Below are 15,019 nucleotides of genomic sequence, written 5' to 3' on the forward strand. Positions count from 1 at the left end.
TAATGGCGAGAACTCCGCGATGATGTATCACATTCCTGCCGTGCTTAACGCTGAACAGCTGGCGCACTTTACCGCCCAGCTGCAGCAGGCTGACTGGGTTGACGGACGGGCGACGGTCGGCAGCCAGGGCGCGACCGTAAAAAATAACCAGCAGATTGACACCGGCACGCCACTCTATGATCGGCTGCAGGCTGCAGTGCTTCAGGCACTGAATAGCCATCCGCTCTTCTTTGCCGCCGCGCTGCCGCGCACGCTTTCTGCGCCGCTGTTCAACCGTTATCAGCAGGGGGAAACCTACGGTTTTCACGTGGACGGTGCGGTACGCCACAATGGCGCGGCCGGCTGGATGCGTACCGATCTCTCCGCCACGCTATTTCTGTGTGAACCCGACAGCTACGAGGGCGGGGAACTGGTGATCGAGGATACTTACGGTCAGCACCGCGTAAAACTGCCGGCAGGCGACCTGGTGCTTTATCCCTCCAGCAGCCTGCACTGCGTCACGCCGGTCACGCGCGGCGCGCGGGTCGCCTCGTTTTTGTGGATTCAGTCGATGGTGCGCGATGATAAGCAACGCGCGATGCTGTTTGAACTGGACCGCAACATTCAGAGCCTGAAAGCGCGCCACGGTGACAGCGAAGAACTGCTGTCGCTGCTGAATATGTACCACAACCTGCTGCGCGGCTGGACGGAGGTTTAGTCGTCACGCAATAACAAAAAGCCCGCTCAGGTTTCCCTGAGCGGGCTTCTTTAAATCTGGCTCCTCTGACTGGACTCGAACCAGTGACATACGGATTAACAGTCCGCCGTTCTACCGACTGAACTACAGAGGAATCGTTGGAACGAGGCGAATATTAATGGCAGCCCCTGTGGGTGTCAACCGCTAAAAACACATTTGTATTCAACTGGCTAGCAAAGCGGCAAAGCGATCGTGATTTAAGCAGATTCCGGTGCCTGCTGCGCCAGACGCGCCAGCGGATCCTGATGGTAAAACTGCTGCAGGTGGCGATACATGGTCGGAAAACGGCTGGCGAGCAGGTCGGGGGCGCTGAAAAAGTACTCCGACAGCACGGCAAAACATTCCGCCGGATCGCTGGCGGCATAGGGATCGAGGGTCGCGGCCTGTTCACCCACCAGCTCCACTTCCGCTTCAATCTCGGCCATCGCCTGCAGTAAATCTTTCTCCCAGCTGGCCACATCGCGCAGCGCGATGGCCGGGATGCCGCTGGTGTAACCGCTGCCGCGCGCGTCGAGCTTGTGCGCCACTTCGTGGATCACCAGGTTGTAACCAGAGAGATCGTATGAGTCCTGGATGTCCAGCGCGTTCAGCACCACCGGTCCCTGCGTCCAGCTCTGGCCGGCATGCACGGCCGGCGCGTGGTGCACCAGGCCGCTGTCGTCCTCCCAGCGATCGTCAACGCTGAACGGCTCCGGGTAGATCAGCACTTCGTGGAAGCCGTCGAGCCATTCCAGACCCAGCTTCAATACCGGCAGGCAAAACAGCAACGACAGGCGAGCCAGCCGCAGCTCGCTGAGTTCCAGCCCCTGTAGCGGGGTGATTTTTTTCTGCAGCAGGAAGCGTTGCGCCAGTGCTACCAGCGCCTGCTGTTCGTCGCTGTTCAGCAGAGAAAAGATCGGCTGCCCCAGCGCCTGTTGCCAGGGCAGGGCAGTCACGGCAGCATCTTTTTGTGCACGCCACGGCCATTTGATCATTGCGTCACTCACTCTGCAGGGCGGAAATCATATCCTGACGCGGCAGACGAAAAATTGCCAGCGTGGAATCAAAGCCGCTTATTCAACCTGTTAGCGGCGGATTTGTCTGTGACAGGGATTGCAAACTGGCAAGGTGGGAAAGGGGGCACGCTGTGCCGCCGGTGAGGGGGCAAGGGCTGGTGATTCACTGAATCGCGCAAAAGGCGACGCCCTCTTCCGTACGGAAGAGGGCAAACGGTTAGCCTTCACGCTCCACACGCTGGAATGCGATGACCCAAACCCAGGGATTTACCTCCCAGCTGGTGGCGCCGTACTGCTTCTGCCACGCCTTGCGGTAAGCTTCTTTCGGCGATTCGGAATTCATGTTCATCGTGAAGAAATTATTGAGGAAGTGCGAATCGGTCTGCACGCCTTCCGCCATGATGTCGTCTTCGCTGATGTCCTGAATTTTCTCCGCGCGTACCGCCGTAATTTCCAGATCGATGCGGCTGGCCCAGCGCGGCATATGGATGGCGGTCTGCCAGCCAAACTGCTCGGCGACCTGCTGATTTTCTTCCTGTTGTCCAAGTTCATGGCTGTCGGCGCGATACTGGCAAAACGCCGGATTGCGGAACGGCAGCGGATCGCGCTCGTATTCCGCCAGCTGCGCTTCAGGCACAATCGGACCCCGCCAGGTTTCACGCACCCACAGGCGATCGCCGACCTGGCCAAACGGGCACTGGGCGCCAATGTCCGCCATCGACATCAGCTTATAGCCATGCAGATGATTAGCGCTGACATCAAACGCGTGCACGCCTTCATGATGATCCTGTCCCGGGCCAAACGCCTGAGTTTTCATAATGCGCCGGGTCTGAGTTTGCTGGCCAACCAGCAGGGCGCGCACCCGCTGTTCGGAAAAAAGAATCGGCCGTTCTTTCATTATGTACCTCATGTTGTATCACGTACCCGGAGAACTTCGACGAAACATCCGTATCCTCGGATGAGAGCATTAGCATAATGGGTTTGAATCAATTTGCTTAATAATTTGTCGCCTTATTATCGGGCAATAACTGCCGCTTCCGGTATTAAAAATGGCTCATAAGCAAACAGTGTGCTGACGAAGGCTCCGGGTACAGGTGAGAGCCGTAAATTTCCCCTATACAGTACGTTATAACGGTCGCAATGGGAATCTTTTCAGATTATGTCGCTATGCAAATGGACGTTTTAATGCTGGGGTTGCGACAGGCTAAACTGGACCTTTGGCAATGCTGAAAATTCACCCAGCGGGAAATGCATCACCGAAATTAAACAGAGTGGCTTAACTAAAACAGGTTAAGGAAATACTGAAAACCGTATCGCGACTGGGCAAGCGGCTTTAACAGCGCTATAACATGATCGGGATCGCATTTTTTTGCGCTGGACATCCGGGAAGGGTGTAAAGAAAGTGTCATCACCGGGCCGCTATGATGGGCGTAAGCCGTACCCGGTGCGAAATAATAGCAATAACAGGAGAAGCACGATGTCACTGACCCATTGGCAACACCGTTACGAAAGCTGGCTGCAGCTGAACTGGCTGCACGATGATAAAGCCCATGATATCGCGCACCTGCGCCGCGTCTGGATGAGCGCGGCCCGCATTATGCAAAACACCAATGCCGATCCGCTGGTGGTGCTGACCGCCTGCTATTTCCACGATGTGGTGAACCTGCCGAAAAACCATCCGGAGCGCCATCTGGCTTCGACTTACGCGGCGGAAGAGACGCGCCGCATTCTGCAACAGGATTTTCCGGACTTCCCCTCAGCGCTGCTGGACAGCGTGGCGCATGCGGTGCAGGCCCACAGTTTCAGCGCCCGCATTACGCCAAAAACGTTAGAAGCGAAGATCGTTCAGGACGCCGATCGTCTCGAATCATTAGGCGCGATTGGCCTTGCGCGCGTTTTCTATACCGCAGGTGCGCTGGGACGGCCGTTGTTCGACAGCGACGATCCGCTGGGTAAAGACCGTGAACTGGATGACGTAAAGTGGACGCTGGATCATTTCCAGAAGAAACTGCTGAGCCTGCCGCAGACCATGCAGACGGAAACCGGCCGTCTGCTGGCGGAACACAACGCCGATTTTCTCGTCCGCTATATGGCGAAGCTGTGCGCCGAACTGCAGGGGAATCTGACCGATATTGATGAGTCCGTGTTACGCGATTTCAGTCCCATACCGGCACAATATTAAATTTTTATGACAGTCTGTTAACTTTCATCTGCTTCCGCTACGTTGTTGTAAATCAAGAGGGAGTGTGAAGATGACCGAGACCGTTAACTTAACCATTAAAATTGACCCGGCGCTGAAAGAGCACATTAAACAGTTAGCCGCTGATAACCAAATCTCCATGAGCCAGGAGATCGTTAACCGCCTGCAGGCCAGTTTAGATGCCGTTGAGCCACCGGCCGTCGACAGCCTGCATACTGAAGAGGCGGGCGATCAACTGAGCGCCGCCGAGCTGAAGCAGGTGCGTGCACTGCTGAAGAAAAGTAAGAAAAAGAAATAATACGAAAACCCGTCGCTGACGGGTTTTTTCTTTCTGCGCCTTAGCTAACGCGGAACTGCTGCGCGCGCTGCGTCAGTCGCGCTGAAAGTTCACTCAGCTGCGCCGCTGCCTGCACCTGCTGATCAGTCAGGGCTTCGTTTTGCTGGAGCTGAAGACTCATTTCCACCACTTCCCGGGCAATTTTGCTCACGCGATGGCTCTGCGCCGTACTGTTATCCTGCAGCTCATTCAGCTGGCTGACCACGCCTGATACCGCCTGGCCAATCCGCGCAAACAGCACTTCCAGCGCCTGCACCTTCGCAAAGCCATCCTGCACGTGCTGCTGCGTGTGCTGGATTAAACCGTCGATCTGCCGCGTGGATGCGCCGCTCTGCTGCGACAGCAATCCCATCTCTTTGGCGACGACCGAAAAACTGCGCCCGTAAGCGCCAGCATGCGCAGACTCTATCGCCGCATTAAGCGACAGCAGACGCGTCTGCATCGACAGGCTGTCCAGCATGCCGACGATGCCAGCGATATCGCCGGCGGCCGCGACGATCTGCTGCATCTGGTGTTCCATATTGTCGACTTCATGGGCGCAGTGACGCATCAGCGCATCCGCGGACTGCGCGTCGTGCGTCGCCTGTTGCGAGAAGTGTGCACCTTTTTCCACCTCTTCTGACACGCGATGCAGCCGCTGCGACAGATGATGGAAGCTGGCATTTTTCGCCTGATGCTGCTGCATCACCTGCTGATTATGCTGCTGCATCTCGTCAGCGCCGGCCGCCACCCGGGTTGCTACCGTCGTAATGTCGCTGACGATCTGCTGCAAACCCTGACGCATGGTATCGATGGACAGGAGCAGCTGGCGCGTTTCCAGCGACTGACGACGCGTCGGCGCCGGGCTGGCGACCAGATCGCCCTTCGCGATTTGTGCCAGCTGGGCGTTGGCGTGACGCAGCGGCAGCAACACGCCGTGCATCAGCAGCGCGGCGGCCAGCAGCGCCATCAATAACGCGGCGATCGCCAGCGCCAGATTGCGGCTCTGCTTGAGCGTGCTGAGCGAATGCTGGTTGACGCTGCCGAGCTGCTGATTGGCCTGTTCGATTTCGCTAAACCAGGCATCGTTGAACTGCTGCTGGAAAGCCTGCATCGGCACCATAAAAAATGCGTTGATATCATTGGCTGCCAGCCCTTTCAGCTGCTCCTGCAGCCCGCCAGCCAGCAGCACGAATCCCTGTGCCAGCGGGCTATCGTTTTTCGCCTGATAGGCAGCAAACAGCTGCTGCGCCTGCTGCAATGAGGTAGTGGCCGCCGCCGCCAGGCTTTTCCAGCTGTCGACCGAACCGCTCTGCTGGTCCTGCATCAGATAAATACCGGCACGATGGCTGTTGTCGCTGGCGGTGAGTAGCTCAATGCGTGCTTTATCCAGCAGGGCCAGCCGTTCGCGCAGCTGGCTGGCCTGCTGCAATGAGTGTTGCGTCTGATTCACGTGCTGGTTGAGCAACAGCACCCCGGCAAACTGCAGCAGACAAAACAGTACAATAAACAGCATGAACTGGCTGCGCAGGCTGGAGAGCCAGACGGGCAGACGCAGGGTAAAACGAGGTCGCAGCCGCAGGGAAATTACAGACAGGAGAGACATCAAACAGCTCCGCAAAAAATAAAACGCAGTATTGGTTTGATGCGTGACAGTCCGGTGACAGTGCGCGCGATGTGCAGCAAAACAGCACATCGCGCGTTACTAAAGCAAATTGCGGGGCGGAAAACCGGGGCGTGAAGCGCGGCTGCGTTTTCAGCGGCGCTGACGCGCGTGCTGCTCAATCAGCGGCAGCAGCAGTTTCGCTACGGCGGCGAACACCGGCACCACCACCGAGTTACCAAACTGTTTGTAGGCTTGTGTGTCGGAGACCGGAATGCGGAAGCGCGCTTCGCCCGGCGCTTCAAAGCCCATCAGGCGGGCACATTCACGCGGCGTCAGTCGGCGCGGGCGGCGCGCCATGTTCGCGGCCTGCTGAAAATCCTGTTCGCCCAGCGCGTGATCCCAGCCGCGATCGATCAGGATTTCCGACCCGTCTTTATAGTAGCGCGCTGACAGCGTGCGCACGCAGCAGTGCGGATTGCGCGGATCGTTGAGGCCAAAGCCAAAACCGTTGCCTTTGGCTTTATGCTTCTTCGCATACTGGTAGAGATAGTGCCACAGCGTGGGCGACAGGGTATATTTTGCCGCCGGCTGCGGCTCCAGCAGGCTGTGCAGCGGCGGAACTTCAGGCGGATAGAGCGCCGCCAGCGCGCGCAGCGAAAAACCCTCGCTCAGGCCGGTATCGCGCCGGATCCCCACCAGCACGATGCGCTCGCGGTGCTGTGGCAGGAAGTGACGCGCATCGACAACTTTGGCATCCGGCGATGAGTCGTCAGCCGCGTCAGCGACGTCGTAACCCAGCTCATCCAGCGTGGCCATAATAATGGCAAAGGTGCGGCCTTTATCATGGCTCTTGAGGTTCTTCACATTCTCCAGCACGAAAAACGGCGGTTTTTTGGCGGCGAGGATGCGCGCCACATCAAAAAACAGCGTGCCCTGGGCTTCACATTCAAAACCGTGCGCGCGACCCAGCGCATTCTTCTTACTGACGCCGGCCAGCGAAAAGGGCTGACAGGGAAAGCCGGCCAGCAGCACCTGATGGTCGGGAATCGTCTTATCGATATGCTGATAAATCGCCTGCTCATCCGGCAAACCGGCCGGCTGGGTAATCAGCCGGATATCACTGTTGAACTGATGCAGGGCGGGATCGCTGTAGTGATTGGCTTTATAGGTGCGCACCGCTTCTTTATTCCACTCGCTGGTGAATACGCACTGGCCACCAATCTGCTCAAAGCCGCGGCGAATACCCCCGATGCCGGCAAACAGATCGATAAACTGAAAGCGGGGATTGTCATAATGCGCCGGTCGCGACGGCAGCAGCGCCTGCAGACGGGCGACCTCCGCCGCTGACAGCGCGGGCGCGGCACTTTTTCCCGCGCGAATACGGTTAAGCTGCGTAATGCTCCAGTCGCGGCCGCCGGCCTCGCTCAGGATGACCACCAGATCGCGGGCCGCGTAGATATCCAGTACCTGCAGCAGTAACGCGGTGGCGTCATCATCAGCGGAGTGCGGGGAGGGCGAAGCCGTCGCGGCGGGATCGAGTGCAAGCATGCGTTTTTCCTTAACAGTGAAGCGGCTATGCTACCACTCCTGGCGCGGCGTGGAAATTAACGATGGCTGCGCGGCGTCTCGCAATCTGCTCCGCACAAACTTTCGCTTTTGCCTCAACGCGCTAAAGTTGAAGAAGCCCGCAAAAAAGGAGACGCCATGGCAGACGTCCACTCGCATGATATTCGCAGCAAAAATATGCGCGCCATTCGCAATCAGGATACGGCGATTGAGCAGCGTATTGCGCTGCTGCTGAAAGATCGCGGCTTTAGCTTTCGCGTACAGGATAAAGCGCTGCCGGGCCGGCCGGATTTTGTGCTGCCGCAGCACAAAGCCATTATCTTTGTGCACGGCTGTTTCTGGCATCGTCACCACTGTTATTTGTTCAAAATGCCCGCCACGCGTACCGAATTCTGGAGCGGCAAAATCAACAGTAACGTGGAGCGTGACCGGCGCTATGTGCAGCAGCTGCAGGAAAGCGGCTGGAAGGTGCTGATCGTCTGGGAATGCGCGCTGCGCGGCAAACTGCGGCTGGAAGATGAAGCGCTGGTGGAGCGGCTGGAAGAGTGGCTGCTGGCCGCCACGCACAGCAGCGAGATCGATCATCAGGGATTGCATCACTATCGGGCGGATTAAGGCAGGGTGATTGCTTTTACCTGCCATAACAGTTTAGATCAGCGTTTTCTCTGGGACGCGGAACACCAGCATGAGCAGCATCAAACTGACGGTCAGACGCCTGTATCAACTGCGCGACGAGCGCATGGTCAATGCCCATGCCACGGCGCGCATTTACCTGGACGATACGCTGGTGGCCACCGAGGAGATAAGCGGCATGACAGAAAGTCCGGTGAGCAAGTATCTGCACGCCGACGATCTGCACGGGAAAACGTTACGCGTCGAATGGGACTGTGCGGGCATCGCCGATATGACGGTGACGGCGATTGAGCGGTGCCCCTGTTGTCAGGATCACGAACCGGAATAAGGAATGACATTTTGGCAGGAACCAGCTTACTGACTCTTCTGGATGATATTGCCACGCTGCTCGACGACATTTCCGTCATGGGCAAAGTGGCGGCAAAAAAGACCGCCGGCGTGCTGGGCGATGACCTGTCGCTAAATGCACAGCAGGTGACGGGCGTGAAGGCCAATCGTGAGCTTCCGGTGGTGTGGGGCGTGGCGAAAGGCTCGTTTATCAACAAACTGATCCTGGTGCCGCTGGCGCTGCTGATCTCCGCGTTTGCGCCCTGGCTGATTACGCCGCTGCTGATGATTGGCGGCGCCTATCTGTGCTTTGAAGGAGTGGAAAAAGTGCTGCACAGCCTGCACCACGACAAAGCGGAGAAGAGCCCGGAAGCGCGGCAAAAGCGCCTGGATAATCTGGCGCAGCAGGACCCGCGCCAGTTCGAAAAAGATAAGGTGAAAGGCGCAGTGCGCACCGACTTCATTCTGTCGGCTGAAATTGTGGCGATTACCCTGGGCATTGTGTCGGATGCGCCGCTGCTCAATCAGGTGTTAATCCTCGCCGGTATTGCCATTCTGGTGACCATCGGCGTGTACGGTATTGTGGCGATGATCGTTAAGATTGACGATCTCGGCTACTGGCTGCGTGAGAAGTCTTCCACGCTGGCGCAGGCCACCGGCGGCGCGCTGCTGGCGCTGGCACCGTGGCTGATGAAAATCCTGTCGGTGGTTGGCACCGTCGCGATGTTCCTGGTGGGCGGCGGCATTATCGTGCACGGTATCGCGCCGCTGCATCATGCTATTGAAGAGTACAGCAGCGGCTTCCCGGGTGTGGTTTCCATGCTGCTGAGCAACGGCGCGAATCTGGTGCTGGGCTTTATTGTTGGGTCGATTGTGCTGTTAGTGGTAAATCTGGTTGCGAAGCTGCGCGGTAAATCGGTATAAAGCGCAGGAAATTTCTAATCACGGGTCAGGAGAACGATGATGAACGACGATATGTTTGAATTTGATATCGATGCACAGCTGGAGCAGGCGGAAGCCAAAGCGGCAGAAAAAGCCAGTGAAGTGCCGGCAGATATCAGCGACGAAGCCGACTGCGAAGGCTGCAAAATCTGATTTTCCACCCGGGAAAATCGTTCAAAGCCGATAATAACTTTTATCGGCTTTGTTTATTTACGGCATTTTTCACTGCTTATTCCGAATTTGTCACAGTAATAGCAATATCCTATAGGCAAAAAACGCGCACAGCTGCTATACCTTAATCCGTTCAATCAACGGTGAGAAGGGAGGGCGCGGTATGACCTTTGCAATCAGTGACGAAGTTCAGCACAAACAGGGCGGACCCACCATGGTGGTGACCGGCTATGCCAGCGGAATGGTAGAGTGTCGTTGGTATGATGGCTACAGTGTACGCCGCGAAGCGTTCCGCAGTGATGAGCTGACGCATCTGTCGGCCGCGCGCCAGCTGGCCAGCTGAGCCCCTCGGGACGGTCAGCGCGCCGTCCCGATGTCATTGTCACTTTTCACGTTTTTCCTGATCTCTGCCTGTACGCCGTTTTCCCGCCTGACTACACTTCTTCAATTCGTTGTTATCCGGAGCCTGGCTACTGATGCCAATCTCGCCACTGTCATCACGCCGCATGACGCCTGCGCTGCGCGTGCATCTCTGTTTTCTGGCGGTCTTTCTCTTTTCACTTTTTCTCACCGTCCATGAAGCGCTGGAATTAAAAAATAACTATCAGCAGCGGCAGCGCGCCCAGCTGTCCGAGATCCAGCGCAGCCTCGATAGCCGCTTTCAGGAGAGTCTGGACGAGCTTAATTACTATCAGCGGATGCTCAGCTACGCGCTGACGCACCCGCTGAATGCCGATTATGGTCAGCACGCCCTGCAGCGTTTTCAGCAGTTGCGCCATCAGCCGGTGTGGCAGTTGCAGATCGCTAACCTGCGCAGTATGCCGATTAACGGCGTCAGCGACGAATGGCTGCAGCGTGATGCGCTGCTGCAGCGCGATGATACTTATCTGCTGCCCGAGCTGCGCGCTGCGCTGGAGTTCAGCTTTATCATGCAGTTCAGCGATGAGGCGCAGGACTTTCATTCACGCTTCTGGTACACCTCGCGCGCGGGCTATTACATCAGCTCACGTCCGCCGCGCGACGCGCAGGAGCTGGCACAAAGTTACGCCACCATGACGCAGCGACCCTATTTTCGCGACCAGCAGCCGGGCCGGGCGCCGCAGACGCGATGGCACTGGACCGAAGCCTATCAGGGGGAGTTCAACGAAGGGTTGATGCTGACGGTGAGCGCACCGGTGATCGCCCATCAGCACTGGTACGGCGTGTTGTCGATGGACTTCACCCAGCAGCGAATAAATGCATTGCTGCACCAGTCGCGTCACAGCGTGCTGCAGGGCAAGCTGGTGCTCGAAGATCGCGCACTCAACGAGATCACCCGGCTGCCGGCACCGCACGATGTGGCATTGACCCCCGCGCAGCGCGGCCAGCTGATGCAGGCGATTCACCTGCAGCCGGCCGGAACACTGTGGCTGGGCAGTCAGCTGGCCAGCTGGGTTAAGTTAAAAAATGTCGATGCCTGGCTAATCAACGTGCAGAGCTTGCGCCAGGGGCTGGCGCAGGAGCTGGGGCGGGTAGCGCTGTTTCTGTTGGGCATGTGGCTGCTGTTCGTGCTGTTACTGGCGCTAGCGCATCAGGTGATTTTCCGCCTGGTGCGGCGACTGGAAGATCTCTCGGCGCGACTGGCCTGGCGCGCTAATTATGACGGCCTGACGCGCCTGCTTAATCGCAGCGCCTTTTTCGACCAGTTTATCGCGCTGGCGCGGCGCTGCGAACAGCAGCAACAGCCGCTGGCGGTGATCCAGCTCGATATTGATCATTTCAAAAAGGTCAATGATAGCTGGGGCCATCACGCGGGTGATCAGGCGCTGATGCGCGTGGCCGGCGTCATCAAACATACGCTGCGCCCTTACGACGTGGCCGGACGCATCGGCGGCGAGGAGTTTTGTATCGTGCTGCCGCACACCACGCTGGCTGAGGCGCAGGGCGTGGCAGAGCGTATCCGCAGCCGGCTGGCGGCCAAAACCATTCTGGTCAACGCCAGCACCACCTTTAGCGTTACGTTGTCGGCAGGTGTCAGCTGCAGTACTGAGCAGGGCAGTTACCATGCAGAAAGTCTGCAGGCGGTAGCGGACCACCGCCTGTATCTGGCGAAAAGCGGCGGTCGCAATCGGGTGTGCGCGGCTGGTTAGACTTTGCCCTCGTTATCCTCTTCTACCGCCTGGTAGATGCGCTGCAGGATATCGGGGAACGCCGACTGCACGCGGCTCCAGCTGGGGATAAACGGTTTCTCGTTTGGCCGCTCGATGAAAGACTGGCCGGCGTCGAGAATCGCCTGAGTGAACATCTCGACCGCCGCTTCTTCAATGTGCTGATCAAACTTCAGTCCGTTCATGGTGGCTTCGTGGTTGTAGATCTCCATCATGTCCAGCGCGTTGCGATAATAGGTGGCCTTAAGCACGCGGAACGAGTCGCTGGTGAGCGGCACGCCCATTGTCGCCAGCTTACGCAGTAGCGACTGCACGATATCGTTACTCATGCGTTTCAGGCCACCGGTGCCATCCTCTTCCGCCAGCGGCTGATGCTTATGGTCATAGTTGTCCGCGATTTCAACCTGGCAGGTCTGCCGCGTGGTGTAATTGCGATAAATCTCTGACAGCACGCCAATCTCCAGCCCCCAGTCGCCAGGGATTTTGATGCCGTTCAGCACGTGGGTGCGCATGGCAAACTCGCCGGACAGCGGATAGCGGAAACTGGTGAGATAGTCGAGATACTCCGAATGGCCGTAGACTTTCTGCAGCGAGCGCAGCAGCGGGCCCACCAGCAGACGCCCGACGCGGCCATTAAGCTTACCGTCCGCAACGCGCGCATAGAAACCTTTGCAGAATTCATACTGAAACGCCGGGTTGGCCAGCGGGTAGAGCAGACGTGCCAGCATGCCGCGCTCATAGGTCACGATGTCGCAGTCATGCAGCGCCACGCACTGCGAGCGGTCGGAGGCCAGTGTGTAGCCGGTGCAGAACCACACGTTGCGCCCCTTGCCGGGCTGGCTGGGCGACAGGCCCTCTTTATCCAGCTCGGCGTCCAGCGCTTTCAGCCGCGGGCCATCGTTCCACAAAATGCGGTGGCGCTGCGGCAGGCGAGAAAAAAACTCGCGCGCGAAAAGAAACTGATCGCGATCGGCACGATCGAGGCCAATCACAATCTCCTCCAGATAGGGCACTTTCGCCAGTTCGTTGACGATATTATCCAGCGCCGGGCCTTCCAGCTCGGAAAACAGCGAGGGCAGAATCAGCCCCATTTTGCGCTTGCGCGCAAAGCGCACCATCTCTTTTTCCAGCGACTCCACGTTGCGGTGGGTGAGATTATGAAAGTTGGTAATTACGCCGTTCTGGTAAAAATCACTCATCGTCTCATCCTTCTGGTCAGCTGCCGTTATTCAGGTTGGGCAAGAAAGTAATCCAGACCTTCGCGCCAGCCCTCAGGGCCAACGTGAGCGGTGTGGTAAACGTTGTGATGATCGCTGCGTTGCAGCACCACCGGGGTTTTACTGAAACCTTTAATCACCACGGCATAATCGACGCGCTCCAGCATCGGCGCATCGTTAGGGCCATCGCCCAGACCAATCGTGGTGCGCTTCGTGCCTTCCTGCTGCTGCAACTGCTGCAATAACTGTTCCAGCGCCACGCCTTTACCGCTGCCCGCCGGCATCACGTGCCAGAAACGTCCGCCCTGCGTCAGGGCCAGCTGATGCCCGGCCAGCGCCGCGCGGAAGGCGTCGAGCCGCGTTTCATCATCGCGCCATACGATGACTTCAGACGCATCGCGCAGTCGGCTCTGGCTGGCTTCCGTCAGTGTCAGGCCGGTGAAACGGGCCACTTCTGCGTCGCTGAAGTCATGAAAGCCGGTGAAGCGAAAATCCGCCTGCAGGTTGCTGAGCGTGGCACAGAGCGCAAGATAATCGGCGCCGGGCTCTTCGGCAATCTGCGCTTCCCCGCTAAAGGCAACGCGGGCGCCGTTTTCCGCGATAAAGGGCGCACCGGCAATGCCCAGCCGCTTCTGCAGCGGAATAATTTCGGCCGCGGTTTTACTCGAACAAATCACCAGCGGAATCTGTTGCTGCTTAAGACGCGCCAGCCACTCGCTAGCGGCCTGCCAGTTGTAATCATGATGATCGAGCAGCGAACCATCGAGATCGGTCACGATCAGCAGGGAGGAATCTAACGGGATCATCAATACACTCCTTACGCCCAAAGGCATCCGTAAAGCGACGTGTAATCAGTATAATAGCGTAATCACGATCACACTTTTCCTTGCCGCCGGCGCGGCCACTATCCAGGATAATTCTTAAAACATAAGCCAGATACCGAAGCGGCTGCACGTTTTGTGCATGCAGAATGTCAGCCGTAGCGCGATGTTTTCGGTAACAGCAGTGCATGATTATGCAGATTTGTTCGAATTGCGTGCAGAATTGAGACTTGTCTTACTTCAGCTAAGGCGTACTCTGAAGCGGTGTTAAGATTTTCCTGGTGTAACGAATTTATTCTTTTTTCAACCCGGCCAGCGTGCCGGGTCTTTTTTTGAAATCGATTTCAGCGGTTCACCTCAGTGATGGTGAAATCACGAATATCAAGTTCAAACGCCTCGGCCAGTTCGGTGTAGGAGTCAAACGCTTCGCCATTCACCTTCACGCGGTGCGCATCTTCAGCCTGCATAAACTCCTGCACTTCGCCTGACGTTTTTTTCTGAATCGCTTCCAGCAGCGCGTCCACGTCGATGTTCACTTCGCGCTGCACGTTATCGCTGTACTCTTTTGCTGTAGCCATGACAGCCTCCCGGAGGCAAACGGATTCCTGACAAGTATAGACGGTGACAGCGGGCGAGGGACGTGGACGGGAAACGGGCAAAAAAAAGCCCGCGCTGCGCGGGCAAAAATCCTTGTTACTTTTAGGTTGACTGCCCCTTTGGGGTTGGTGCAGTGATGACAAGTGTACGAGGGTGCCGCGTCAAAAGTCTTTCCGGGAAACGTTAAGAAAGTGAAAAGCCCGGCTTTGACACTTCTTTACCCGCTGCATTCCCCATTCTGGCGTAAAGCAGCTATGCTTACAGCTGGTTGATTATTATGGTTATCAGGGAGTTAGTATGGATTTAATTCGGATCATTATTGCCATTCTGTTGCCACCGCTGGGCGTGTTTTTACAGGTCGGCTTTGGCGGCGCCTTCTGGCTCAACATTCTGCTGACGCTGTGTGGTTACATCCCCGGCATCGTGCATGCGGTGTGGGTAATCGCCCGACGCTGATCGCGATCAGGCAGCGCTGACTATCTTCCGTTACACTATGCGCAGGACTGTTTCTGGAGAGAAATCAATGAAGGTCAATGACCGGGTAACGGTAAAAACCGACGGCGGCCCACGTCGCGTCGGTACTGTGCTGGCTGTGGAAGGCTTTAATGAGGGCACCATGTATCTGGTGGCGCTGGAGGATTACCCGCTGGGGATCTGGTTCTTTAATGAGAGCGATCACGCCGAAGGCGTGTTTGTCGAGCCGTATGCGGGGGAAGGGTAGTGTGGTTTTGCGATTAGATTGCCC

General features: G+C 57.2%; 18 protein-coding genes and 1 tRNA gene. 11 read left to right on the forward strand and 8 right to left on the reverse strand.

What is annotated here, in order from left to right; all coding sequences use genetic code 11:
• The first annotated feature begins 19 nt into the window (after positions 1-19).
• Positions 20-697, forward strand: coding sequence for a PKHD-type hydroxylase YbiX (gene ybiX / locus E7738_RS03050; RefSeq protein ID WP_058771146.1), 678 nt, complete (start codon positions 20-22; stop codon positions 695-697).
• A 57-nt stretch (positions 698-754) separates the two neighbouring features.
• Here the strand turns inward: ybiX and E7738_RS03055 are convergent.
• From E7738_RS03055 to E7738_RS03065, 3 genes are all read right to left on the reverse strand, one after another.
• Positions 755-830: transfer RNA gene (locus E7738_RS03055), tRNA-Asn, on the reverse strand.
• Between the two features lie 103 nt (positions 831-933).
• Positions 934-1,710 carry a DgsA anti-repressor MtfA gene (gene mtfA, locus E7738_RS03060; RefSeq protein WP_264443040.1) on the reverse strand — a complete coding sequence of 259 codons (777 nt, stop codon included), beginning with the start codon at positions 1,708-1,710 and terminating at the stop codon, positions 934-936.
• A 238-nt stretch (positions 1,711-1,948) separates the two neighbouring features.
• Complete coding sequence (locus E7738_RS03065; protein WP_058771148.1) at positions 1,949-2,629, reverse strand: ASCH domain-containing protein; 681 nt, start codon at positions 2,627-2,629, stop codon at positions 1,949-1,951.
• Positions 2,630-3,208: 579 nt separating this feature from the next.
• On the opposite strand from E7738_RS03065, the gene E7738_RS03070 reads away from it, so the two are divergent.
• Entirely contained in the window at positions 3,209-3,913 is a 705-nt protein-coding gene (locus tag E7738_RS03070) for a phosphohydrolase (protein WP_058757381.1), read from the forward strand.
• Positions 3,914-3,983: 70 nt separating this feature from the next.
• Entirely contained in the window at positions 3,984-4,229 is a 246-nt protein-coding gene (locus tag E7738_RS03075) for a hypothetical protein (protein WP_021509844.1), read from the forward strand.
• 40 nt (positions 4,230-4,269) lie between these two features.
• Here E7738_RS03075 and E7738_RS03080 read toward each other — a convergent pair whose 3' ends face one another.
• Together E7738_RS03080 and dcm are read right to left on the reverse strand one after the other, a co-directional pair.
• Positions 4,270-5,853 (reverse strand): methyl-accepting chemotaxis protein, encoded by a 1,584-nt coding sequence (locus E7738_RS03080; protein WP_394516089.1) that lies wholly within the window; start codon positions 5,851-5,853, stop codon positions 4,270-4,272.
• A gap of 150 nt (positions 5,854-6,003) precedes the next feature.
• The gene (dcm, locus tag E7738_RS03085; protein ID WP_104188846.1) at positions 6,004-7,401 is read right to left on the reverse strand and encodes a DNA (cytosine-5-)-methyltransferase; all 1,398 of its coding nucleotides are present in this window, start codon (positions 7,399-7,401) and stop codon (positions 6,004-6,006) included.
• Positions 7,402-7,557: 156 nt separating this feature from the next.
• Between dcm and E7738_RS03090 the strand changes: the two genes are divergently transcribed.
• The 6 genes from E7738_RS03090 to dgcQ all read left to right on the forward strand — a co-directional run bounded on the left by E7738_RS03090 (position 7,558) and on the right by dgcQ (position 11,621).
• A complete protein-coding gene (locus tag E7738_RS03090) occupies positions 7,558-8,034 on the forward strand; it encodes a very short patch repair endonuclease (protein ID WP_058757385.1) in 477 nt (158 codons plus the stop codon).
• Between the two features lie 70 nt (positions 8,035-8,104).
• Positions 8,105-8,380, forward strand: a complete 276-nt coding sequence (locus tag E7738_RS03095; protein WP_021509848.1) for a hypothetical protein — start codon at positions 8,105-8,107, stop codon at positions 8,378-8,380.
• A gap of 11 nt (positions 8,381-8,391) precedes the next feature.
• Positions 8,392-9,303 (forward strand): DUF808 domain-containing protein, encoded by a 912-nt coding sequence (locus E7738_RS03100; protein ID WP_058757386.1) that lies wholly within the window; start codon positions 8,392-8,394, stop codon positions 9,301-9,303.
• Between the two features lie 36 nt (positions 9,304-9,339).
• Positions 9,340-9,474 (forward strand): hypothetical protein, encoded by a 135-nt coding sequence (locus E7738_RS03105; RefSeq protein WP_254919505.1) that lies wholly within the window; start codon positions 9,340-9,342, stop codon positions 9,472-9,474.
• Between the two features lie 181 nt (positions 9,475-9,655).
• On the forward strand, positions 9,656-9,835 hold the full coding sequence (locus tag E7738_RS03110; RefSeq protein WP_010618657.1) for a YodC family protein: 180 nt from the start codon (positions 9,656-9,658) through the stop codon (positions 9,833-9,835).
• A 133-nt stretch (positions 9,836-9,968) separates the two neighbouring features.
• Entirely contained in the window at positions 9,969-11,621 is a 1,653-nt protein-coding gene (gene dgcQ, locus E7738_RS03115) for a cellulose biosynthesis regulator diguanylate cyclase DgcQ (protein ID WP_104188848.1), read from the forward strand.
• Here the strand turns inward: dgcQ and E7738_RS03120 are convergent.
• The 3 genes from E7738_RS03120 to E7738_RS03130 all read right to left on the reverse strand — a co-directional run bounded on the left by E7738_RS03120 (position 11,618) and on the right by E7738_RS03130 (position 14,255).
• Positions 11,618-12,838, reverse strand: a complete 1,221-nt coding sequence (locus E7738_RS03120) for a glycosyltransferase family protein (protein ID WP_021509852.1) — start codon at positions 12,836-12,838, stop codon at positions 11,618-11,620. The genes dgcQ and E7738_RS03120 overlap by 4 nt on opposite strands.
• Positions 12,839-12,864: 26 nt before the next feature.
• A complete protein-coding gene (locus tag E7738_RS03125; RefSeq protein ID WP_104188850.1) occupies positions 12,865-13,662 on the reverse strand; it encodes a mannosyl-3-phosphoglycerate phosphatase-related protein in 798 nt (265 codons plus the stop codon).
• 359 nt (positions 13,663-14,021) lie between these two features.
• Positions 14,022-14,255 (reverse strand): YodD family protein, encoded by a 234-nt coding sequence (locus E7738_RS03130; RefSeq protein WP_058757390.1) that lies wholly within the window; start codon positions 14,253-14,255, stop codon positions 14,022-14,024.
• A gap of 316 nt (positions 14,256-14,571) precedes the next feature.
• Between E7738_RS03130 and E7738_RS03135 the strand changes: the two genes are divergently transcribed.
• Together E7738_RS03135 and dsrB are read left to right on the forward strand one after the other, a co-directional pair.
• Positions 14,572-14,730: a YqaE/Pmp3 family membrane protein gene (locus E7738_RS03135; RefSeq protein WP_021509855.1), complete on the forward strand. Its 159-nt coding sequence runs from the start codon at positions 14,572-14,574 to the stop codon at positions 14,728-14,730.
• 67 nt (positions 14,731-14,797) lie between these two features.
• On the forward strand, positions 14,798-14,995 hold the full coding sequence (gene dsrB / locus E7738_RS03140; protein ID WP_010618650.1) for a protein DsrB: 198 nt from the start codon (positions 14,798-14,800) through the stop codon (positions 14,993-14,995).
• Positions 14,996-15,019 lie beyond the last annotated feature (24 nt).

The organism is Pantoea sp. SGAir0430, assembly GCF_043549295.1.

Coding starts and splice junctions, on each gene's coding strand:
- E7738_RS03120 (WP_021509852.1), bottom strand. CDS start 12,838: ATGAGTGATTTTTACCAGAACGGCGTAATTACCAACTTTCATAATCTC.
- E7738_RS03125 (WP_104188850.1), bottom strand. CDS start 13,662: ATGATCCCGTTAGATTCCTCCCTGCTGATCGTGACCGATCTCGATGGT.
- E7738_RS03090 (WP_058757385.1), top strand. CDS start 7,558: ATGGCAGACGTCCACTCGCATGATATTCGCAGCAAAAATATGCGCGCC.
- mtfA (WP_264443040.1), bottom strand. CDS start 1,710: ATGATCAAATGGCCGTGGCGTGCACAAAAAGATGCTGCCGTGACTGCC.
- dgcQ (WP_104188848.1), top strand. CDS start 9,969: ATGCCAATCTCGCCACTGTCATCACGCCGCATGACGCCTGCGCTGCGC.
- E7738_RS03080 (WP_394516089.1), bottom strand. CDS start 5,853: ATGTCTCTCCTGTCTGTAATTTCCCTGCGGCTGCGACCTCGTTTTACC.
- E7738_RS03110 (WP_010618657.1), top strand. CDS start 9,656: ATGACCTTTGCAATCAGTGACGAAGTTCAGCACAAACAGGGCGGACCC.
- dcm (WP_104188846.1), bottom strand. CDS start 7,401: ATGCTTGCACTCGATCCCGCCGCGACGGCTTCGCCCTCCCCGCACTCC.
- dsrB (WP_010618650.1), top strand. CDS start 14,798: ATGAAGGTCAATGACCGGGTAACGGTAAAAACCGACGGCGGCCCACGT.
- E7738_RS03070 (WP_058757381.1), top strand. CDS start 3,209: ATGTCACTGACCCATTGGCAACACCGTTACGAAAGCTGGCTGCAGCTG.
- E7738_RS03130 (WP_058757390.1), bottom strand. CDS start 14,255: ATGGCTACAGCAAAAGAGTACAGCGATAACGTGCAGCGCGAAGTGAAC.
- ybiX (WP_058771146.1), top strand. CDS start 20: ATGATGTATCACATTCCTGCCGTGCTTAACGCTGAACAGCTGGCGCAC.
- E7738_RS03065 (WP_058771148.1), bottom strand. CDS start 2,629: ATGAAAGAACGGCCGATTCTTTTTTCCGAACAGCGGGTGCGCGCCCTG.
- E7738_RS03105 (WP_254919505.1), top strand. CDS start 9,340: ATGATGAACGACGATATGTTTGAATTTGATATCGATGCACAGCTGGAG.
- E7738_RS03135 (WP_021509855.1), top strand. CDS start 14,572: ATGGATTTAATTCGGATCATTATTGCCATTCTGTTGCCACCGCTGGGC.
- E7738_RS03075 (WP_021509844.1), top strand. CDS start 3,984: ATGACCGAGACCGTTAACTTAACCATTAAAATTGACCCGGCGCTGAAA.
- E7738_RS03095 (WP_021509848.1), top strand. CDS start 8,105: ATGAGCAGCATCAAACTGACGGTCAGACGCCTGTATCAACTGCGCGAC.